Here is a 21,516-nt window from a genome sequence, read left to right on the forward strand (position 1 = left end):
TTTTCAAATGGCCACGCTCGTCCTCGGCGCTGTCGGGTCCGCCATCGGCGGGGCCTTTGGCGGCGCGATCCTCGGGTTCTCTGGCGCCGCCATCGGTGGCTTCATCGGCTCGACCATCGGCTCGGTGGTCGACAGCTGGATCGTGTCCTCGCTGGCCCCGGCGCAGAAGATCGAGGGCCAACGCCTCGACAGTCTGCGGATCACATCCGCGACCGAAGGGGCCGTGATTCCGCGCCTCTACGGCCGCATGCGCATCGGCGGCAACATCGTCTGGGCCACCGATTTCCGCGAGGAGACGAAGACCACGACGCAAGGCGGTGGCAAGGGCGGCGGGGGCGGCAAGGTCCGGACCACCGAGTATCTGTACTATGCATCCTTCGCGGTCGCCCTCTGCGAAGGCCCGATCACCGGTATCGGCCGCGTCTGGGCCGACGGCAAGCCGCTCGACATGACCGGCATCACCTGGCGCTGGTATCCGGGGAACGAAACCCAGACCGCCGACCCGTTCATCGCTGCGAAGATGGGGGCGGCCAGCACCCCGGCCTATCGCGGCACGGCCTATGTCGTCTTTGAAGAACTGGCGCTTTCCACCTACGGCAACCGCCTGCCGCAGCTCAGTTTCGAGGTATTCCGGCCTCTGGCTGATCCGGACACCGCCGAGGGGCTGGTGAAGGCGGTGACCATGATCCCGGCCTCGGGCGAGTTCACCTACGCGACCGCCCCGGTCAAGAAATCCACCGGCGCTGGCGGCGCGACCGTGGCCGAGAACCTGAACGCAATCGCCGACACCGCTGACATTGTCGTGGCCCTCGATCGGCTGCAGGCGATGGCCCCGGCAGTGGAAAGCGTCAGCCTCGTCGTGGCCTGGTTTGGCGATGATCTGCGCGCCGGAAACTGCAAGGTGCGGCCGGGCGTCGAGGTTGCGGCAAAGACCACGACACCGTCGGCATGGGTCGTGAATGGCGTCAACCGTGCAGACGCGTTTCTGGTCAGCCGAGATGCCGAGGATCGTCCGGTCTACGGCGGCACCCCTTCGGACTTCGCGGTGGTGCAGGCCATCCAGGAGATGAAGGCGCGCGGCTTGCGGGTCACCTTCTATCCGTTCCTGCTGCTTGACGTGCCGCCCGGCAACACCAAGCCCAATCCTTACAGCGCCAATGCCGCTGCCTTGGGCCAGCCGACATTCCCCTGGCGGGGGCGGATCACCTGTTCCCCGGCTGCGGGTTTTGCAGGGTCGGTGGACAAGACCGCCGCAGCCGCCACGCAGGTGTCGGCACTGTTCGGCACAGCGGCGCCCGCGAACTTCAGCGTGTCAGGCACCAATGTCAGCTGGACCGGGCCGGTCGGGGAATGGTCGCTGCGCCGGATGATCCTGCACTACGCGCATCTGTGCAAAGCGGCCGGGGGCGTCGATGCCTTCCTGATCGGCTCCGAAATGCCCGGCCTCACCACAATCCGGTCGGGTGCCAGCAGCTATCCCGCCGTCACCGCCTTCAAATCCCTCGCGGCAGATGTGCGCGCGATCCTCGGCGCGGGTTCCAGGATCGGCTATGCCGCCGACTGGTCGGAATACTTCGGCCACCACCCTGCAGATGGCAGCGGCGATGTGTTCTTCCACCTCGATCCGCTCTGGTCGGATGCCAACATCGACTTCATCGGCATCGACAACTACATGCCGCTGTCGGACTGGCGCGACGGCTTCGACCATGCTGATGCCCTCGAGGACTGGTCCGCGATCCATGATCGCGGCTATCTGCAGGCCAACATCGCGGGCGGCGAGGGTTTCGACTGGGTCTACGCCTCGGCCGCGGATCGGTCGGCGCAGATCCGCACTCCGATCACCGATGGCGGCGCTGGCAAACCGTGGGTCTTCCGCTACAAGGATCTGCGCGCCTGGTGGTCGAACCCGCATTTCAACCGGCCGGGCGGGGTCGAGAGCGGCACGCCGACCGCATGGGTGCCGCAGTCGAAACCGGTCTGGTTCACGGAACTGGGCTGTCCCGCCATCGACCGAGGCACGAACCAACCGAACGTCTTCTTCGACCCGAAGTCGTCCGAGAGCTTCACTCCGTACTTCTCGCGCGGCTGGCGTGATGATGCGATCCAGCGCTCCTATCTCGAGGCCAGCAATCTCTGGTGGGGTCAGAGCACGAACAACCCGGCGTCGTCCATCTACGGCGGCCGGATGGTCCAGGTTCCGGAATGCGCCGCCTGGACCTGGGATGCGCGGCCCTATCCGTTCTTCCCCGAACTGACCGGGGTCTGGGCCGACGGCCCGAACTGGCGGCTTGGCCACTGGCTGACCGGACGGCTGGGCGCGGTGTCATTGGCCGCGCTCGTGCGGCACCTCTGCCTGCGCGCTGGGCTTGCGGAGAACCTGATCGACGTTTCCGGCCTCTGGGGCGCGGTCGAAGGCTATGTGATCGGTTCGCTGGAAAGCCCGCGCGCGTCGATCTCCACGCTGGCCCGGCATTTCGGATTCGATGCCATCGAGACCGAGGGCGTGATCCGTTTCGTCATGCGCGGCCGCGCCTCGGTCGCCACGCTGGCCATCGACGATCTCGTCGCCAGTCGGGAAGGCGAGGCGTTCGAACTGACGCGCGGCCAGGAGACCGAACTGCCCCAGGCCCTGAAGTGGCAGGTCGCGCGGGCGGACGAGGATTATGATGCCGCTCTCGTCGAAGCCCGACGCATCACCGTCGACACGACGCGCATCGCCTCCGAAGCCTTCCCCATGGCGATCCCGCCCGAGGAGGCCGAGCGCCGCTGCCGCCGTGCGCTGATGGAAGCCTGGATCGGACGCGAGAGCGCCACCTTCCGCCTGCCGCCCTCGCGTCTGGCCCTCGATCCGGCCGACGTCATACAGCTGGGCCATGATGGCCGCGAGGTGGAATACCGGCTCGTCTCGGTCGCCGATGCCGAAGCGCGCGGGATCGAGGCGGTGCGTCAGGACCGCGCGGCCTATGACCTGCCGCCCGGGGAGCCCCGGCCCGCGAGCCTTGCAAGCCCCGTCGTCTTTGGGACGCCGGAAGTGGTGATGCTCGACCTCCCGCAGATCACCGAAGACCAGCCCGCGCATCGCCCCCTGATCGCCGCCCATGCCAGCCCTTGGCCGGGTGAGATCGCGGTGTTCCGCAGCGCCTCGACCGATGGCTTCAACCTCCTGACTACCTTTGGCAGTCGCGCGCGGATTGGCACACTGGCCTTCGATTTCTTTCCGGGGCCGACCTGGCGCTTCGATCAAGGCAATGCGCTGGTGGTCGATCTTCTGACGGGGACGCTGGAGAGCGTGAGCGATGTCGCCCTATTCGGCGGGGCCAATGCGCTTGCGGTCGAGAGTGCCGCTGGCCAGTGGGAGATCGTGCAGGCGGGCGCGGCCGAACTGATCGCCCCTGGCCGTTACCGGCTGACCCGGCTCCTGCGCGGCCAGCGCGGAACGGAGAATGCGATGGGCAACCCGGCCCAGGCCGGAGCGCGGGTCGTGGTGCTGGACGCGGCACTCACCTCTTTGCCCATCGCCGAGGCCGATCTCGGACTGCCGTGGAACTGGCGGGTTGGCCCGGCCGCGCGTTCTGTCACGGATGACAGCTACGTCGCGCTGGGCTTCACCCCGACCGGGCGCGGCCTTGTCCCATTCGCGCCGGTCCACGTCGAACAGCCTTGGCGGATCGCGCGAGCCCCAGGCGATCTGACGATCCGCTGGACCCGGCGGTCCCGCGCGCTGGTCGCTGATGCCTGGGAACAGGTCGAGGTGCCGCTGGCCGAGGACATCGAATCCTACGACGTCCAGATCCTCGACGGGACAACCGTCAAGCGGACGCTGACCTGCACTACGACCTCCGTTCTCTACGCCGCCACCCAGCAGAGCGCCGATTGGGGTGCACCGCTCGGGCCCGGCCAGACGTTGGCGATCCGCATCTACCAGCTGTCGAACCGCCTCGGCCGCGGCACGCCTGCCGCGGTCACGATGCAATTCTGATCCCAACCCACGGGAACCCCCATGTCCGACACCACGACCCATCTGGGCCTGCCCTATCTTCTGGCGGCGCAAGCGCAGAAGCATGTCACCCACAACGAGGCGCTGCGGCTGCTCGATGCCATGGTGCAGCTTTCCGTTCTGGACCGCACGCGCACTGCGCCCCCGGCCAGCCCGGCCGACGGCAACCGGCACCTCGTGGCCTCCAGCGCAACGGGCCTCTGGGCCGGGTGGGATCTGAACATCGCCTTCTGGATCGACGGCGCATGGGTCAGGCTGGTTCCGCGCACCGGCTGGTTGGTGTGGGTCGCAGTCGAGGGCCTGTTTCTCGTCTGGACCGGTGCGGCCTGGGAGGTCATGGGCGAGCCGCGCGATGTGTCGGACGCGGTGTTCAGCCTAGTGAACGATGCGGACCCGACGAAGAAGGCCACTTTCTCGCTGGCGGGGATCAGCGCGGGCACCACGCGGAGTTTCACCCTGCCCAACACCTCCTCGGAATTGGCGATCCTCGCAGGCACGCAGACCTTCTCCGGCAACAAGACGTTTTCGGGGACGCTGACGGCATCGGGCACCGTGACGGTCTCGGCGGCCACGGCGACCATCGGCACCTCCACCGGCACTGCGACCTACGGGATGGGCACCGGGGCCACGACCACGGGCGTCACCAAAACCGTGAACCTCGGCACCGGAGGTGCGTCCGGGTCCACAACGGTCGTCAACATCGGATCGGCCACCGCCGGGGCGGGTGGGACGACGGTGATCAACACGCCCAACGTCACTTTCGCCAATGCCGTGACGCAGGTCGGCATGCCGCAGGCGAACCTGACCGCGCAGCTTCTGGGCCTCGGCGGGGCGACGGCGGACAGCTACAACCGGCTGTCGGTCAACACGCCTGCGGTCCTCCTGAACAACGCAGGCACTGGCATCGAGGCGACGGTCAACAAGTCAGCTGCGGGGAACGACGCGGCATTCGCCTTCAAGACCGGGTTTTCGGCGCGTGCCCTGATCGGCCTTCTCGGCAGCGATGACTTCAGCTTCAAGGTCAGCCCGGACGGATCGGCCTTCTTCGATGCCATCAGGATCGACCGCACCAGCGGCCAGGTGGAACTGCCGCAGCCTACGGTCCTGCCGGGACTGGCCGCGGCGCCATCCCCGCCGCCCGCAGGCAAGGCCTCGTTCTATGCCCGCAACCGCGCCGGGGCGCCGTGGATCGATGTGATGCGCCCCTCGGGGCGGGACTTTCCGCTGCAGCCGCACTTCGGGGTGAACCGGATCGCCAACTGGGCGCCTTCGACCGGCACGACGATCACCAGTGAAGGTCTGCCCGTCACCTCGGTCGGCACCGTCTCGCACCCGACGCTCGCCGCCACGAACCTTGCCGCCTCGATGCGCCGCTGGCGATTGACCTCGGCAGCCGTGGCGGACTCTGTCGCCGATCAGCGATCCGCAGGCTGGGCCTGCTGGCGCGGCAATGCGGCGGGCCTCGGCGGCTGGACTTTCGTCACGCGGATTTCGCTGACGACGCTGCAGGCAACAGGGATGGGGTTCTTCGGGCTTTACGGCTCTACCGCCGCGCTTGCCACCACCCTGACGCTGGCCGCCGCGGTGAACTGCATCGGCATCGGTTTCCAGCGCGGAACCCATGCAAACTGGCAGCTGGTCCGCAACGACGGCACCGGTGCGCCGACCCTGACCGACATGGGCGCGTCCTTCGCCATCGCCACGGGTGGCGTGCTGACGCTCTTCATCGCCGCGCCGCCGAATGGCAGTTCCGTCTGGGTGCGCGTCTTGGACGAGGTTTCCGGCGCGGTGTTCGAGCAGGAGATCACCGCCGACCTGCCCGCCGCCACACAGTTCCTGTCGCCGCGGCTCTTCCTCAACACCGGCGCGACCTCCGCCGCCGTCGCCTACGACTGCGCCGGGGTTTATCTGGAAACGGATTTTTGAGCGGAGTAGCTGAGGATGACGATTTCATCCCACCGTTTCCGCGCCGATCACGAGCGGGGTGTGGCTTCCAAATGGATATCGTTGGGGCGCGGCGGCATTGGTTCCAACAGAGCCATCTAATCTGGGTCACGCATATGGAATCGATCCGTCAGGGTTCGATTGTGGCAAAGTCATATCGTCACGCCTGAACATCATAGTCATCGCTGCATGTATGGGATCTCCTGTTTGGGTTGATGCGCCGTCGGCCAACATCTGTTGAAGTCGGCTTGCATCCTCCTCTGTGTCCCCCATCGGCCAGAGGGCGGAGCTGGCCAGCCGCCGTTTCCGGGTCATCAGGGAATGTAGCAGGCAGTCAAAGGAGTTGTGCTGATACCCGGGATGGATCGCCATCGGGACGTGCACGGTGACCGGACGGGTCTGACCGATCCGATGAACCCGGTCATTGCACTGTTCCTCGACGGCCGGGTTCCACCAACGCGAGAGGTGGATTACATGCGTGGCCGCGGTTAGGGTCAGACCGGTCCCTGCCGCCTTTGGTCCAAGCACAAGCACCTCAAACCCCTCATCACGCTTGAGGTGGCGCTGGAACCGGGTGACGATCTCCTGACGCCGCGGGATCGGGGTGCTACCGTTGATGAGGTCGACGCGGGGCAGCCGGAACTCCCGCTTCACCAGCTCGATGAACCGGTGCTGCATCTTGATGTGCTCGATGAAGACGAGCGCGCGTTCCCCCCGGTCCCGGACCCCGCGGAGGATGTCGATCGAGGCCTGCAGCCGGGCGGACATCGCCACATAGGCTGCGTCCTCTGCGGCGGCTTCCGCATTCGGGTGGACGGAGACGGACCGGATGTGGTGCAGCATCTTGAGTGCGGCCCCCCGAGTCCCGGAGGAGAGCTTGCGCCGGGCCTCCTCATAGGTGGCTGCCTGGACTTCCGGCATGAGGCGCGGGTGAATACGCCGCCCTTTGGCGGGCAGGTCCTTCGCGACCTCCTCCTTAAGTCGGCGTAGCGCCACGGGTGGCAGCCCGTCCTGCGGCTCAAACACGAGCGAGTAGAGCTCCCGCATGTTCCCCTCGGCCGCCTCCCCGAACCGGGCTCGGAAGTCCGACAGGGACCCTAGGCGGCCCGGCGTGATCTGCTCCATGATCGCCCAGAGGTCGACGGTGCTGTTCTCGATCGGCGTCCCGGTCAGCCCGATCCGGAAGTCCGCGTTCAACGCCATCGCCGCTTTGGCGCTTAGCGTGGTCGGGTTCTTTACGTTCTGGATCTCGTCGAACACAGCGGTCGAGAAGGGGATTTTCGCTAGGGAATGCTGGTAGTTCGTCAAGGTGGTGTAGGTGGTCAGAACCCAGTAGCGGTGACCCCGCCCCTCCGCGATCGCCTCATGAAGGTCCGAGAGGTCAAGGATCGCGTTCCCGCTCTCCGTCTCGACCCCCTGCGGTCCCGGCTTCTTCTTCCCGCCAAGCGCGGACCCGTAGAGCCGGATCACGTTGCCGAGCGCGGGCGCCCGGAGATGCTTGTCGACCTCCAGCTCCCAGTTCTCAAGAAGCGAGGTGGGAGCGACGACAAGGACCGGTCCGGTCCGGCCTCCTTCAGCGCGCGTCATGTTCTCCTTCATCCAGGCGAGGAAGGCGATCGCTTGCAGGGTCTTGCCGAGCCCCTGCTCATCAGCGTTAAGGACCCCGGGCATTCCGGCAGCCCAAGCGTCCAGCTTCCAGCGGAAGCTGTCCAGTTGGTGCCCCTTCAGATCCGCCTGAACGACCTCAGGCAGGCTGTCCGGAGCGAGTCTGGTGCGCGGCTTGACACGCGCCGCCCATCTCAGCTCCGACAGGTTGTCGGCCGTGTCCACAATGATCGGACCAACCTGCTGCTCAACGGGCTCGTCTGGTCCCAGAACCGGATCGGCCTCACCGCGCCCTTTCAGCGTCTCGAGACGCTGCTCGAGCGCCACCCGAGTGGTCTGGGTGGCAGGGATCTCCGCGCCACCGACATCGACGGTTGGGGCGCCGACCGCCATAGCCCGCTCCACCTCGCCGATCAGCTGCTCAACCTGATCCGGAGGCATCGCCTCGATCCTCTGCGCCGCCGCGCCGGTGAACGCTTCCGGGAGCCAGGTGGTCCCGGAGCCGGTGATCTGGATTTCTGGCTTCGCATAGACCGTGATCCCAATCACCCGATCGGAGTATTCGGAATACTCGACCGTTTCCACGAAGGCGGGCTCGGCCGCCTTCTCGATCAGCTCCTGCTCCGCGGCTGGCGAGAGCCCCTCAAGGCGCCCTTTCGAGCGCAGGTGCTCGGTTACAGCGTCGGTGATCCTCTGGCGCGGGTTGCGCATGAAGGCGGCGCGGGTGACCGGGTCCGCCTGCTGCATCTCCGTCATCACCTTCAGGACCGGGGCCGCAGACGGATCCACCACCAGGTAGTTTTGCGCCCCGAGCTTGTAGGCGGGCCGTGCACCGCGCGAGAAGGCGAGGTTCTGGAACGTGTCCAGCCGGCCCCCGTTCAGCTCCGCCTCACGCTCGCTGATCGGTGCCCCCTCGCTGGCCGCGGTATCGACCGCCTCCCCGGAGAACGGAATGATCGCGAACTGGTCATCCCCCTTCGGACTGATAGAGAACCGGTCCGTCAGGGTCACCTCGAGCCCGGACAGGAAGTCCGTCATCCCCAACCGGGCCTCCGCGTCCTTCCCGCTCATCCGGACACCCGGCTCCAGCGCGCGGCGGAACCGGGCCAGCGCCTCCCAGTGCGCATCTAGATCAGACCCGGACTGGAACCGATCCGCCACCTCGAGCGCGTCCAGCATCCAGCGCGGCAGCCGGCGCAGCCCGTCCGAGCCCGTTCCGGACGTCTGGGCGATCGCCCCGGTCCGCTGCACGAGCTCGCGCCGACCGGCCCGGACCCACTCATGGGTCAGCCGGAACTCCGGCGAGCCGAGGAGGCCGGACACGTCCGTCCTAAGGGTGAGGTCGATCAGCGGCGGGAGCCCGAGCGCCTCCGCCGTTTCCGAGGAGAGTCCGCCGAGGGTGCGGTGGGTCATGCGGATCCGGCTTCCGCCGATCTCCACCTCGTCCCCCGCCTCCTCGGCGGTCGACCTCAGGTCCGCGAGGGCGAAGCTGAGGTGCTGATCATGGTCGATGATCTGGTCCGACGGGCGCGACAACAGTCGGTTGAGCAGGGTCTGCCTGGACCGGAAATCCAGGGTCACCCCATCCGTGTCGTAGGAGAGCTGGATCATCTTCGCCCCCGTGCGGCGTCCCGCCGCATCAGCTCATAGAGCTGCTGAAGGTGGTGGATCTCCGCCGGGCGGAGATCCGGGTTCCTTGATTTGAGCTTCGCCAAGGCTGTCCCGAGGGTCCGATCCCCGGAGAAGACGTTGCGTTCGCGTGCGAACGCCTCCATCACCTCGGCGTGCCGGAAGAGGAGCTCAAGCCGCTGCACGGACGTGTCCGGGAGCGGGGGAAGCGGGGCCGGGTCCATCACCTTCGGTACCGGCGTCTCCGCGGAACGGGCCATGATTCCGGCTGGACCGTGCCCGAACGTCTCCATCGAGGACAGGAGGTGGGTGAGTGCATTTCGCAGGTTGTCCGGCGCAGGCCCATTCGAGCGGATGATCCACTCTAGACCGGCGCGCGCGTTCGGGGAGAGAAGGGTCTTCGTCTTCCCGTCACCCAGCCGATCAAAATAATCGATGATCGCCCGTGCGGCGGGGGCGCCGGACTGCAACAGCAGGTCAAGCGTCGTCCGGGCCCGATTGGGAGGGGCGGCCGTTCCTGCGGCTGGAGACCGGGGGGGAGGGGTGATGATGACGCGGGGTGGGACCGTAGCCGGTCCGGCGGGACGCGGGGCCGGACCGGCAGGCGCGCGAGCCTCCAGATCAAATTGGGGCTGGACGGGCGGGTCCCGTCTCGGCGGGGTTGCGGCATATGCACGTTGCGGGGGAGAATAGCGCGGCTGAGAAGATCTGGGCCGATACACTTTCGTGTAAGCGGAGGTCTGACGGGAATACTCCACGTCGGCGTTGATCATATCCCTCACCCAGCGCTTCCAGGTCTCAATGGACCCGTTTGTCGGGCTGCCATGCGCCCGGGACGCGGAGTCCCGACGGTTGTCCGAGGCGCGCATGATCTCCTCGCAGTCGTAACCCTCTTGGAACATCTTTGGTGCCATCGGGTCATCCTTGTGAAACACATGTGTCCGGTAACTGTGACACCCGTCTACCATGATCTTATCCCCGATCCGCATGATGAGCAGGGAGGTGTTTGAGGAGGGGCGGGCCGCCTGAAAACCGAACCGGCTGTCGGCGTTGCGGGCGTCCTCCCGCATCAGGTTCTGGCGCGCATAAGTGAACGCCTGCGATGAGAATGCGACCCAGGCCGCATCAATCTTCCCCTCATCGAAGAGCTGAAGCCAGAAGTTGCGCCGGGGCGGCCACATCGCGTTCTTCTGCGCCGCGTCCACCACACCAGTGAAGAATCGCATGTCCTCGCGGGTGAGCCAGCGGTGGATGACTTCCATGTGTGCCCGGCCGATCCCGGCCCAGACCCCGCCGGACCGGATACGGGGGTCCCCGTACATCTCGATCAGCGCCTCGACGAGATGGGACCGGAGCTGATCGGACGGGGCCTTGTTGATCCACGGGCTAGTCAGCGCCTCGATTGCCTGCTCCGCTCCGATCGTGCGGGCGTCACGACCCGGGGGGCGGATCCAATCGATGTACCAGTCGATCCGGGCCCGCCCGGTGAGCTCGGGCGCGACCAGCGCGGAGAGGACCTCATGCGCCCGCTCCATGAGACCGGGCCCGTGCGGGTTCCGCAAGCCGGTCCGGCTCAGTTCAAGGAACGGGTCCGTCATCCGGACCATCCGAGACGCGAGTCGGCGCGGTCCGTCTGCCGCGTCCAGAAGCTCCGGCACCCCCTCCAGGAGGCCTCGCACGGACAGGCTCATCCTACCCCGTGCGGCATCAAGCGCAGAGGCGATAGACCGGGTGTGCACCCCGTTCGCCACATAGCTCTCGAGATAGACCGCGAACAGCCCGGACAGAAACGTCTCCGATTGGGAGGCGCGCAGCTCCTCAATAAGGAAGTTGCGGGCCTGCGTAAGGTCCGCCCTGTCGCGCCGTTCCGGGTCGAAAACCGCCGAGGCGGCCGCGAGGACGAAGGAAATCCGGGCGTTCTCCCAGTCGTCATTGGCGACCCGGTCACGAAGACGAACGGCGAGCGCCTCACGTTCGCGGGGGTTCACGTTTACGGCGACGTCCGGCCAGCGTTCGTGAACCTTCTGGACCGCCGTCTCGATGTAGCGCAGCTCCGGAACCGCTGGCGGGTTGAACCGGGTCAGCCGGGTGATCGCGTCATCGAGCCTCATTCAGACCCCCCGGCCGCCCGGAGAGCGTCAAGGCGGCGGCCGATCTCCTCGACCTCCTCAACGGTGCTCGGGGCGTACATGATGATCCTCAGGTCGATCCGCCGGTTCGCGGCCTTCCCCTCTGTGGTCGCGTTGGTCTCGATCGGCCGCATCTCCCCGTAACCGGACACGGACATGACCGGCTGACCCCGAAGGTTCTCATGGGCCAAGATCGTCCGGTCCTCGTCCAGCATGACCAGCAGGGTCGCGTTTGCCCGATCTGTTGACAGGCGGAGGTTGTTGAGGTCGGACCCGTCCGTATCCGTGTGCCCCTCTATCTGGACCGCCTCGATCAGCGCGTTTCCGCTGTCACACCCCTCGCCGCGGCTCGCCCGGTCCCCGAGTGTGAAACAGACTAGGATCTCATCCAGCAGGCGCCCCATCGTGTTGACGATCTGCCGCTGCCGCTGCTCAAGCTGGCTGGACCCGCTCCGGAACAGGCCCTCCCCCTGGAAGCGGAGCGCGTCCTGTTCCGGGCTGATGACCACCTGAAGGTCAGGAAACTCGATCAGGAGCCGCTCGCGTAGCTCGATCAGGATCTCCCGGCGCTGCTCGATCGCCTGGGCCAGATAGGCCTCCAGAGGGTTGACCTGCTGCAACCGGGCCAGCCGCTCGAGAAGCTCGTCCCGTTCCAGCGTTACGTCGTCGAGCTCGCGCTGAAGCCGATCCACCAGCGCCTCAAGCTCCCGGATCCGCTCGAGAAGATCGGCGTTTTCCGACCGGAGCCTGTCCCGCTCCTCGATCGCCGCATTGCGCTCGGAGATCGCGGCGTCGCGCGCCTCGCGTGCCGCGTCCCGCTCCGTGATGGCGGCGTCCCGTTCCGCCTCAAGCCGCCGGATATCCGCCCGCGCCTCCCGGAGATTATTGAGGATCACGTTGAACTGATCCCGCGGGACCGTGTCCTGGCTGCTGAGCTGGGTGGCGAAGAAGGCGAGCAGGATCATCACGATCAGGAGGAAGCTGATCGTCATGTCAGTCATCGTGACGAAGACGGACTCTTCCTCCTCCTCTTGGGTCCGCCGCCGAACGAGCCCCCGCATGATCAGCGCCTCGACTCAGGAAGGAACTTCTCGGCCCGGTCCACGATCTCGTGCATCTTGTCGATCGCCGGGGCGAGTTCCCCGTTCATGGTGCGAACGTGCCCGAACAGGGTGTCCACGGCGGTCCGGACGTGCTTAGTGAACTCCTCAAAGGCGGACCCGAGTTTTTCGTCCATGTCGTCGATCTGCTCGCGCTGGCGCTCGATCTGGGTCAGCGCTTCCCCCAGCTTCGCAAGGGTCGCCTCGAGGAGCTTCTGCTCCGCGCCAAGGGCCGACTTCGCCGCGTCGAGGATCCGCACGGCCCCCTCAGCTGTCTCCCGGGCGCTCCGGGTGACCGTGTCCGCGGCCCGCTCCGTGCTTTTCGAGAGGCCAGCCACTGCCGTCTCGATCTGTTCCACGCTGCCCCGGATAGGTCCGGCCGCGGCCGCAAGCTCACGCGAAGCGGCTGTGACGGTCTGGGCCGCGTCACGGGTCGCCTCCCCTCCGGCCCGGATGTTCCCGGCCGCGGTCGCGATCTGCCCGGAGCCGTCCTTCAGGCGGGTCGCCATCTGGTCCAGCTGCTCCACAACCTCGCTGATCGGGTCGACCAGGTCTTGACGCAGCTTGTCCCCGAAGGACCCGGTGGCGCTCAGGAGGTCCGCCCCGCTACGAGAGACCGCCTCGACCAGCTCCTTACCAGCCAGGCTCACGGCGCCGCTGACCTCCACCCCGGCCGTCTCCATCCTGGACCGGACCGCAGCGGAGCCGGATTCGGCCGCCGCCTCAAGCCGCTCCTTGAAGCTGTCCGCGGACGTCCGCATCGCGTCGGCCGCCTCCCGAAGCGCGTCCGCCCCCTCGGACGTGTTGCGCCGGATCCCCTCGAGCGTCTCGTTCATGATGCCGAGGAGCCTCTCGGCGCCCGCGTTCAGCGTCCCGTCCGTCGTTTCCGCGGCGGAGGCGAGGCGAGCCGTCAGGTCCTCTGCGGCCCGGGCGAGCCGGGCGACGGAATTCTCCATCTCCTCGCCCATTCGGCCGGAGCTCTGGTCCATCCGGTCCGAGAGGCGGGCGATCTTCTCGCCGGCCGCTGAGAGCTGGGTGCTCGCCTCGGAGAGCGCCCGTCCGACGTCGTCGGAGAACCGGGATGACAGGTCGTTCACCATTTGCCCGACTCCGTCGGCGCCAGCCTTCCCGACCCGATCGAGAAGCGGTGCCATCGCGGCCCCGATCGAGGAGGCGATAGATTCTGGGATCTCCTTGCGCAGCGGCTCGCCGAGCTTCTCGACCAGCTCAAGCCCGATCCGCTTGAAATTGTCCTCCTGACCGCGGGCGATCGCCAGCTGTTTGAGGGCGACGCCCTCGAGGCTGACGAAGCTGAGGCGCTCCTCGAGGCGCGCACACAGCAGATGGATTGATCGTTCGATCCGGCCCATGGAGACCCGGAGTGTGATCGTGAACAGGATGGACGCCAAGAGGCCGGTCAAGGACATGATGAACTTGGCGGACGCCGCCCCGAGCAGGTCGTTCAGCGCGCCCCTCATCTCTTCCGGCGTCGCCTCAATGCTGAGACCGCTCCCGATCGCCTGCAACGCAGAAATGAGCCCGAGGAAGGTGAGCAGGAGGCCGACGGACACGAAAAGGCCCGGCAGGTGGCGATGAAACCCCGGACCATAATGGAGGTCTTCCAGATTGAAGAAGCCGGAAGGACGAACGCTATTGCGCAGGACTGGCGGGGTGACTGTTTCGTCAAGAACTAGCGTCTCACGGAACTCCGACCAGGCAGCGGTGATGTGGACATACCCTTTCAATGTGCGACGAGTCTTTACCTCGGAATCGATACGCGGGGACTGGGCGGTGAAGTCCTCTTCGTTCGCTGTTTTCTTGATAAGCTCGTCTAGCCAGCGCAGGGTGGTGAGCTTCCGGCGGGTCGTTAGGACCACCATGGCCAAAGACAGGACCAGCCAGCAAAGGATCAGAATGGAGATCCAGCCGGGCATTTGCTCCTGGGTTAGGAACGAGGAGACCCAGAAAATGAACTGGGACATGCTCGTCCCGATACCGCCGATAAACTCCAACTTGTTCTTCCCTTCCGCTCACGTCCCGAATTCGGTTGTTCTCGTACAATTCATGAGAACCTTAACTCCAGCTACGGCTAACCATTGATAATCCACATCTATCTGCCCGAAAAGCGCACCAGTGTTCTCAGGGTTCGGCGTCTGCCTTTTTCCGGATCTTTTGGCTCTCCGGGTCGTATTCCAGCTCGTGCAAGTTCCCGTCCCGGATCGCCTGTACTGCCCGGCTCACGTGCTCGGGCAGCACGTAGAACCACTCCCGCGGGTATTGTCTGTCGCGAGCGCGAAGTCGAAGGGGAACTCGATCGGTTCATAAGGCTTGGCCGCGAGGGCTGCGAGCGCGTCGTAGATTTCAGCCGGGTTCACGCACTCACCTCACGCAAAGCCTGAAGGAGTCGCCCACCAGTGCCGTATCGGACTCGGTTGAACGGACGCGTCGGTTCCTATACGCGCGGACCCAGTCACTGGCTCGCGTGATGATGTCAGCAAGGGAGATCATCGCTGGTATCCTATGATGCTGTTCCGGTTCAAAAGCACGATCAGTTGGTCCTGGGGCTTCCTGGCAGCAGGATCGGTATCGAGCCCCAGCCGCCGGAGCGCGTAGTAAAGCAATGCCCGTCGAACCCTGATCTCTGCCTTGCCACCGGTCATTCCGTAGTCGAGCGCGATCACCTTGGCTTGCGTATCGGACAGGGCAGGGTGGGGGCCGATTTCCAGCGTTGCGAAGGTGTGCCAGTCCTGATCGCTCTCGGCCAGAACGTCGGACGCGCGCGATGCGCGGATGTCGAGGATCCGGGACAGCAGAAAATCCTTGAACATCTCGTCGGTCACGCAGAACGCACGGGCGTGCCAGCGGAAGCCGTCGAAGGCGATGGCATGTGGCGCGATCCAGCGCCACCGGGGCTCCGGATTGGACAGGGACTGGTACTGCACCTCGATCGCCTCGGACCGGCGGATCGCGTCGACCACGGACCGAAGGGTTGCAGGATCGACGCCACGCGCCGGGGTGGGGGCGGAATCGTAGGCGGGCAGACCTGCGATCCAGCAATCATCCTGATCGAGGATGCCGTCGGCGACCGATCGCAGCTGGGCCAGGTATCGACCAGCATCGAGCTTGTCGAACACCGGTTTGAAGCCTGGCTGGCGCACATAGGTCCGCAGGCTGCGGTCATAGTCCATGTTGTTGGGGGCGAGGCCGATGTAGCGGCTCAGATCGGAGGATGCCTGGTTCACCGACAGCCCGAACTGCGTCATCACATCGCTGCGGTTCACATGCCCCTCCCAGAACAGGCGGAACTCGATGAACTCGAGCCTTTGCTCGACCCCCCAACGAAGCTCCGACCTGTCGTTGCTCACCACGCTCTCCCGTCATCGGTCGATGCGCATGGAAATTATGCGCGCCCAATTTCTGGGCTTTCTTCGACCGTAGCCGCGCGATGCTTGGGGATCAATCGAAAAGGGAAGGGATTGCGCGCAATTATCCCAAGGATTGCCGCAGGTTCTGCGCGACGGCGTCAGCCGCCATCCGCACTGGTTCCGCCGCGAGATGGGCGTACCGCGCCGTGGTCTGGACCTGCGTGTGGCCAAGGAGCTTGCCGATCATCGGCAGGCCCTGACCCGACGCGACGGCCGTCGACGCGAAGGTGTGGCGCAGGTCGTGGATGCGGACGTCCTTGACCCCGGCACGGGCACGGACGCGCTGCCAGAATGGTTGCAGATCACTCAGCGGTTTGCCGGGCAGGGTGCCAGTAATTACCCACGGGTTGCCGTCGACGCGCTGGGCGCCCCGCAGCAGGTCTGCCACCGGCTGGCCGACGTGGCCGACCTTCGCCCCAGTCTTGGAATCCGGCAGGCGCAGGGCAGGGACGTCAAGATCGACATAGGACCACTTCAAGGACATGATCTCGTTCAGGCGGCATCCGGTCAGGATCAGCAGGCGGGCGGCGAGGATTGCCGAGGGCAGTTCCACCCCTTCCGCTTCCATTTCGCGCAGCACCTCGCCGATCCGGCGCAGCTCGGCCGCGCTCAGGAAGCGTTCGCGCTTTTCCTCGGGGTATTTCCGGATGTGCTTGCGCGGGTTGGTCCCGTCCGGACGCAGTCCCCACATCTCGGACAGGCTGAACATCTTCGAGATCACCTCGAGGCAGCGGTTGGCCTGATAGGGGATGTGCCGCAGGTCGTGGTGGAACTTTGCGACATCCGCCCGTGTGACCCCCGTGACCGTCAGTTGTCCCAGTGCGGGCAGGATGAAGCGCTGCAGGTTCCGGCGATACTCCTTTCCCGTGCTGGCCTTCACGCGGATGGCGATGTGTTCCTTGTCGAACCTCTCGGCCAGTTCCTTGATCGTGATCGCCTTGCGCCCTGCGTCGCGTTCCGCAGCAGGGTCCTGCCCGTTGCGCGCAGCGGCCACGATGGTGATGGCGCGGGTGCGCGCCTGCTCGCAGGTCAGCACGGTGCTGGGCCCCAGGCTGATCCGCCGCGACCGGCGTCCGGCGCGGTATTGCACGACGTAGCCTTTGCGCCCGCTTGGCAGCACCCGAAGTCCGAAGCCGGGGATGTCGCTGTCCCAGACGAAGTATTCGGCGGCTTGGGCTTCTGCGGCGTCGACGATGCGCTTTGTGAGTTTGGGCATGGGAGTGGCTTCCGGGTTCTCTGGCTTCCACAGTGCGCAATGCGGATGCATAGTCAACGAACACATTGATATTGCGTATAAAAAGGAAATTCCGCGCAATTTCACGCAGGGGCTGCTTCGCAGTCGTGAGCGGAAACGATGGCCCGCACGAATCAGAACGCAGGTTCCGGTCACCCATTCGCGCTGCTAAGGTCCGCGAAAAGAAACGGAATCCCGATGGCGTCGAAATCCACCCTCAATGCGAAGAACCTGGAGGCGCTGGGCGCTGAGCGTCTGGCGCAGCTGCTGATCGAGATCAGCACCGGCGATGCCGCAGCCAAGCGCAAGCTACGGCTGGCTCTCGCCGGAGCGGAGGGCCCGAGGGAGGCGGCGCGGGAGATCACCAAGCGGCTGGCCAGCATCGCAAAGGCCCGGACCTTCGTGAACTGGCAGAACCGCAAGCCTCTTGTGAAGGATCTTCAGACCCAGCGCAGCGCCATCATGGAACAGATTGCCCCGCATGATCCGGGTGAGGCGCTGGCGCTCTTGTGGCGGTTCATGGGACTGGCCACGCCGGTGTTTGAACGCTGCGACGACAGCAGCGGCACCGTCATCGACATCTTCCACCAGGCCTGCGCCGATCTGGGCGAGGTGGCCAAGGCGGTTGATGCGGCGCCGGAGGCGCTGGCGCGACAGGTTCTCGATGCGCTGCAGGACAACGGGTTTGGCCAGTACGACGGGCTGATCGCCATCATCGCCCCGGCGCTGGGCCCGGAGGGCGTCGCGCATCTGAAGACACTGGTCGATGAACTTGGCCGCACGCCCGTGCCGGTACCGCCAAAGAGCGAATGGCAGGCGGTCGGCTGGGGTAGCGGCGGCACGCGCTATGCCCACGAGATGGAGGAACGCGCGCGGCAGAGCACGGTCGAGATGGCGCTGAAGGACATCGCCGACGTGCAGGGCGACGTCGATGGCTTCATCGCCCAGTACGACCCGAAGACCCGCAAGGTGCCGAAGATCGCGGCCGAGATCGCGCAGCGCCTGCTGGCGGCGGGCAGGGCGGGGGACGCGCTTGGCTTCATCGAGCGGGCGGAGGTGAAAGATGCGCGCTGGATCCCGCCCGAATGGCAGGACGCCCGACTTGCCGTGCTGGAGGCGCTTGACCGGAAGGATGAGGCGCAGGCGTTCCGCTGGGCATGTTTCGAGCGCGACCTGTCGGGTGAGCACCTTCGGGCCTATCTGAAGCGACTGCCGGATTTTGAAGACATCGAGGGCGAAGAGCGTGCGATGGCGCATGCCGCTGGCCATCCCGACCTGCTGACCGCCCTGGCCTTCTTTCTGAACTGGCCATCGCTTGCCCATGCCGCGCAACTGTTGATCGACCGACAGGACGAGGTCGATGGCGATCACTACGAATTCCTGGCACCAGCGGCCGAGACATTGGCCGAAAGGCAGCCACTGGCCGCAACGGTGGCGCTGCGGGCGATGATCGATTTCACGCTGATCCAAGGGAGGCAGAAGCGCTATGGCTATGCCGCCCAGCACCTGGCCGCCTGTGCCGACCTAGCCGGACGGATCGAGGACTTCGGACCGGTCGAGCCGCATCACGTCTATGCCGCGCGCCTGAAGGCCGAGCATGGCAAGAAGACCGGCTTCTGGTCGCGGATGGACGGATGATGGACGTGCTACCGGAAAATCATTCCGCGACCCAATGGAAGCATGGTGGAAGCACGAGGGGAAAAACCGCTGCGCAATCCTGACAATCCGCGCGCAGTCGGAGCTTGTGGGCCCATCTCGCAACTGGCAGGATATGCGAAGGAAAACGCGATTCGTCGCGCTTGTTCGTGTTTCGTTTGACACGACTCATAACCTGAAGGTCGTAGGTTCAAATCCTACCCCCGCAACCAGAAAATCCCGCGTTATCAAACGCTTGAACGCCGCCCTCCGGGGCGGCGTTTGCGTTTGTACGGGCCGTGGAAGCACTGTGGAAGCAAGAGGGGCCGAAGTCCTTCATATACCTGCGAAGGCAATGGCCCGGTTCTTGTCGTAGCTGTCGCGCGCGGGTGCTACGACTTGGCCCACTCCCTTAGGCCCTACCGAAGCCGTTCGAGCAAAGCCTCGACCATTTCCTGGTTTGAGTTCGCGATCACGTCGAGTGGGCGGTGCTCCTGCCGCATGAGCGCGATCAGGAGACAGGCTGTGAACAGCCAAAAGGGCGAACCGGCACGAAGGCTGTAGCCGCTGATCATCGCCGTCAACCGCTCGGCCATCGGGGGATATTTCCGATTACCCCAATGGGCGTGGGTCGGCGTCATCGCATGGATGATCACGGCCGCGAGCGCTATCCCCATGGCACGCTTTTGCTGGACTTCGGCGAAGTTATGCCCGTGCTTCTTTGCATAGGCCGCAAGGCCGCTCGTCATGAAGTCGCGGGCATAGGTGTCGCAGGCGATTTCCTCCTCGGGCAGCGCCGATGGGGCACTGTTGTCGGCGCAGTACATGACGTGCTGGAATTCGTGTAGAAACGAGAATGCCAGGGCAAACGCCACAAGATCGAACGCCGCCATGTGCTGGACGTCGCCCAGACTTTCACGATCGGAAGTTGGCTCGGGGATATCCGCTGGCCAAGAGATTTCGGTGGTCTGATCGGCTAAAATAAGAGATTGGGCGCTGGCGATGCGTTGCTTGTAGTCGAGCTCGAACGGACCCCGCTTGGTGTCGGCGTTGAGCGCCTGGTCGAGCGGTATTCCGGTTATCGTCGCGAGAACCAGCGCGGGTGAATAGACCTCGATGGCGCGCCAGGCGTTGAAACCGAACAACCAGAAGAGGTCGATCGTCTTGGTGTCAAACTGGATGCGCTTGGCGTCGGCGTTCATGGTGACGCCCTTGGTGCTCGGCGCGACTTCAACGGCATGGCCGTACTGGCTCCAGAGGCTGCTGATTTCGTCGGCGCGCTCAGGCACGGCGCCGCGAAGGAGATTCAGAATAATTGTGCGGTTGGACGGCTCGGTCGTCATGCCTGTGGCTTCTCCAAGTGAGGGAATTGGGCGGGCGATCCGATCATGACGGGTCGCTTTCTGCATGCGCGTCGCCCGTCGCCTGGCCTTCGCCAGTCATATGCAGACGGGTCACCGAGGAGAGGACCGAGTTCGCCCAGATCGTGCTGCACACGATTTCGCCGTCACGCTCGAACCAATGGGTCGCGCCCGGGATGAGGTCGAACGGGATAGGGTGGGTGGCCAGCGGATTATGGAACACCTCCAACTCCTGGCACCAGGCTTCGCCCCAAGGCCAGAGCGCCTGATATTCGTCGCTGGCGACCGACAACTTGAAGTCGATGGGCTCCAGCGCGCCCGGAGTTCGGTCGAAGAGGATGCCGCTTCGGATCATGGTCAGCCCGGGAGGGCGCCAGCCGGCAAGGAAGCCCATCCGGTTGAACTTGGCGAGCGTTGCCGCATTGCTGAAGATGACGGCCGACAGGTGGGCGAAGTCGGGATCGCGGAAGAGCCCCGCCGGTATGCCGTGCTTGCCCGTCAGGTTGGTGATCGGCGTCGCGACAGCGCGGCGCTCTTTGCCTACTCCTTCGATATCGGCGCGCAGCCCGTAGAGGTAAGTCGGCAGGGCCTCGCGGCTCCAGACCATCGAACCGGATTGGTGGAAGTCTGCCAATGCGAGAGCGAAGGACTGGCCCTTCACGTGGTCCATCGCATGATAGTTGCGCTGGAGCTTGCCCCGCAGCGTCTTGGCGAAGCGCTCGGCCGGACCTCCTGTCAGGCGCTCGTTGCGATCCTCAGGCGCATGTACCCAGTCGCCGATCCCGCCGGCGCGTGGGGTCTCGGAGTTCGCCGTCACCGCCTCGATCCAGCACGTGTCACCGTTCTTCTCGATGAAGAAGTCGGGCGAGACATGATCTTGACGGACGCTCAGGCCCTGCTCGCGAAAGCAGGCGATAAGGTAGAGTTCGAACAGCCGGGACGCGAAGTTGCTGGTCTGAAAATCCGGGACAAAATTGGCGTCAGGATTGGGAAGCGCGAGATAGCATTCGCCGATCGCCATGAGCGCCGGCAGATGGCTGATCGTGGTCGTCAACAGATCGAATTCCGGCGATGTCCCGCTAGCTCCCGGCTTCACCAAGAGCGGGCGGCGCCTGGCCCCCGGCGGCAATGGCTCCGGCGGATCGCCGGCGCGCATGGCAATGCTGAGACCGTCGAGCGCGGCTTCGGGGGTGGAATAGGGGCCGCCTTCGTCGACCTTGATCCAGCAGTGATCGACACGCCGGCGCAAGGCGATGCTGGTGAAGGTTCTTTGCTCCGAATCAAGAAGGATGCAGCCGCTCGCGCTGCCCCGTCCGGCCTGATAGGCGCTGAAGATATGGGCGGGGTCGAAGTCTGGCCCGCGTTCGAGCGACAGCGCATAGAGTTCGAACTGGCGCTGGCTGATCGGGGTGATCAGCCGTGGCTCATCGGCTGGGGCCATGGCCGACCTCATCTTC

11 protein-coding genes are annotated in these 21,516 nt (G+C 65.4%); 3 read left to right on the forward strand and 8 right to left on the reverse strand.

What is annotated here, in order from left to right:
* Positions 1-7 precede the first annotated feature (7 nt).
* Together G3572_RS18860 and G3572_RS18865 are read left to right on the forward strand one after the other, a co-directional pair.
* Positions 8-3,979 carry a baseplate multidomain protein megatron gene (locus tag G3572_RS18860; RefSeq protein WP_164614794.1) on the forward strand — a complete coding sequence of 1,324 codons (3,972 nt, stop codon included), beginning with the start codon at positions 8-10 and terminating at the stop codon, positions 3,977-3,979.
* A gap of 21 nt (positions 3,980-4,000) precedes the next feature.
* On the forward strand, positions 4,001-5,923 hold the full coding sequence (locus G3572_RS18865; RefSeq protein ID WP_164614796.1) for a DUF2793 domain-containing protein: 1,923 nt from the start codon (positions 4,001-4,003) through the stop codon (positions 5,921-5,923).
* A gap of 126 nt (positions 5,924-6,049) precedes the next feature.
* On the opposite strand, the gene G3572_RS18870 is transcribed toward G3572_RS18865, so the two are convergent.
* The 6 genes from G3572_RS18870 to G3572_RS18895 all read right to left on the reverse strand — a co-directional run bounded on the left by G3572_RS18870 (position 6,050) and on the right by G3572_RS18895 (position 17,045).
* Positions 6,050-9,157: a DEAD/DEAH box helicase gene (locus G3572_RS18870; RefSeq protein ID WP_164614798.1), complete on the reverse strand. Its 3,108-nt coding sequence runs from the start codon at positions 9,155-9,157 to the stop codon at positions 6,050-6,052.
* Entirely contained in the window at positions 9,154-11,286 is a 2,133-nt protein-coding gene (locus G3572_RS18875) for an EH signature domain-containing protein (protein WP_164614800.1), read from the reverse strand. The genes G3572_RS18870 and G3572_RS18875 overlap by 4 nt, the downstream gene beginning before the upstream one ends.
* Positions 11,283-12,365 (reverse strand): OmpA family protein, encoded by a 1,083-nt coding sequence (locus G3572_RS18880; RefSeq protein WP_164614802.1) that lies wholly within the window; start codon positions 12,363-12,365, stop codon positions 11,283-11,285. Before G3572_RS18880 ends, G3572_RS18875 begins: the two co-directional genes overlap by 4 nt.
* 2 nt (positions 12,366-12,367) lie before the next feature.
* On the reverse strand, positions 12,368-14,416 hold the full coding sequence (zorA, locus tag G3572_RS18885; protein ID WP_164614804.1) for an anti-phage ZorAB system protein ZorA: 2,049 nt from the start codon (positions 14,414-14,416) through the stop codon (positions 12,368-12,370).
* A 492-nt stretch (positions 14,417-14,908) separates the two neighbouring features.
* On the reverse strand, positions 14,909-15,769 hold the full coding sequence (locus G3572_RS18890; protein WP_164614805.1) for a BrxR family helix-turn-helix transcriptional regulator: 861 nt from the start codon (positions 15,767-15,769) through the stop codon (positions 14,909-14,911).
* A 121-nt stretch (positions 15,770-15,890) separates the two neighbouring features.
* Entirely contained in the window at positions 15,891-17,045 is a 1,155-nt protein-coding gene (locus tag G3572_RS18895) for a tyrosine-type recombinase/integrase (protein WP_164614807.1), read from the reverse strand.
* A gap of 216 nt (positions 17,046-17,261) precedes the next feature.
* Here G3572_RS18895 and G3572_RS18900 point away from each other — a divergent pair, with 216 nt between their 5' ends.
* Positions 17,262-18,701, forward strand: a complete 1,440-nt coding sequence (locus G3572_RS18900) for a DUF6880 family protein (protein ID WP_240335638.1) — start codon at positions 17,262-17,264, stop codon at positions 18,699-18,701.
* 416 nt (positions 18,702-19,117) lie between these two features.
* On the opposite strand, the gene G3572_RS18905 is transcribed toward G3572_RS18900, so the two are convergent.
* Positions 19,118-20,107, reverse strand: a complete 990-nt coding sequence (locus G3572_RS18905; protein WP_164614812.1) for a phage exclusion protein Lit family protein — start codon at positions 20,105-20,107, stop codon at positions 19,118-19,120.
* Positions 20,085-21,500 (reverse strand): hypothetical protein, encoded by a 1,416-nt coding sequence (locus tag G3572_RS18910; RefSeq protein WP_164614814.1) that lies wholly within the window; start codon positions 21,498-21,500, stop codon positions 20,085-20,087. Before G3572_RS18910 ends, G3572_RS18905 begins: the two co-directional genes overlap by 23 nt.
* Positions 21,501-21,516 lie beyond the last annotated feature (16 nt).

It is taken from the genome of Pseudotabrizicola algicola (genome assembly GCF_010915705.1).
Taxonomy (GTDB): domain Bacteria; phylum Pseudomonadota; class Alphaproteobacteria; order Rhodobacterales; family Rhodobacteraceae; genus Pseudotabrizicola; species Pseudotabrizicola algicola.

Excerpts from the sequence above, each read along its gene's own strand:
- G3572_RS18860 (WP_164614794.1), top strand. The coding sequence starts at position 8 with ATGGCCACGCTCGTCCTCGGCGCTGTCGGGTCCGCCATCGGCGGGGCC.
- G3572_RS18865 (WP_164614796.1), top strand. The coding sequence starts at position 4,001 with ATGTCCGACACCACGACCCATCTGGGCCTGCCCTATCTTCTGGCGGCG.
- G3572_RS18870 (WP_164614798.1), bottom strand. The coding sequence starts at position 9,157 with ATGATCCAGCTCTCCTACGACACGGATGGGGTGACCCTGGATTTCCGG.
- G3572_RS18875 (WP_164614800.1), bottom strand. The coding sequence starts at position 11,286 with ATGAGGCTCGATGACGCGATCACCCGGCTGACCCGGTTCAACCCGCCA.
- G3572_RS18880 (WP_164614802.1), bottom strand. The coding sequence starts at position 12,365 with ATGCGGGGGCTCGTTCGGCGGCGGACCCAAGAGGAGGAGGAAGAGTCC.
- G3572_RS18895 (WP_164614807.1), bottom strand. The coding sequence starts at position 17,045 with ATGCCCAAACTCACAAAGCGCATCGTCGACGCCGCAGAAGCCCAAGCC.
- G3572_RS18900 (WP_240335638.1), top strand. The coding sequence starts at position 17,262 with ATGGCGTCGAAATCCACCCTCAATGCGAAGAACCTGGAGGCGCTGGGC.
- G3572_RS18905 (WP_164614812.1), bottom strand. The coding sequence starts at position 20,107 with ATGCAGAAAGCGACCCGTCATGATCGGATCGCCCGCCCAATTCCCTCA.
- G3572_RS18910 (WP_164614814.1), bottom strand. The coding sequence starts at position 21,500 with ATGGCCCCAGCCGATGAGCCACGGCTGATCACCCCGATCAGCCAGCGC.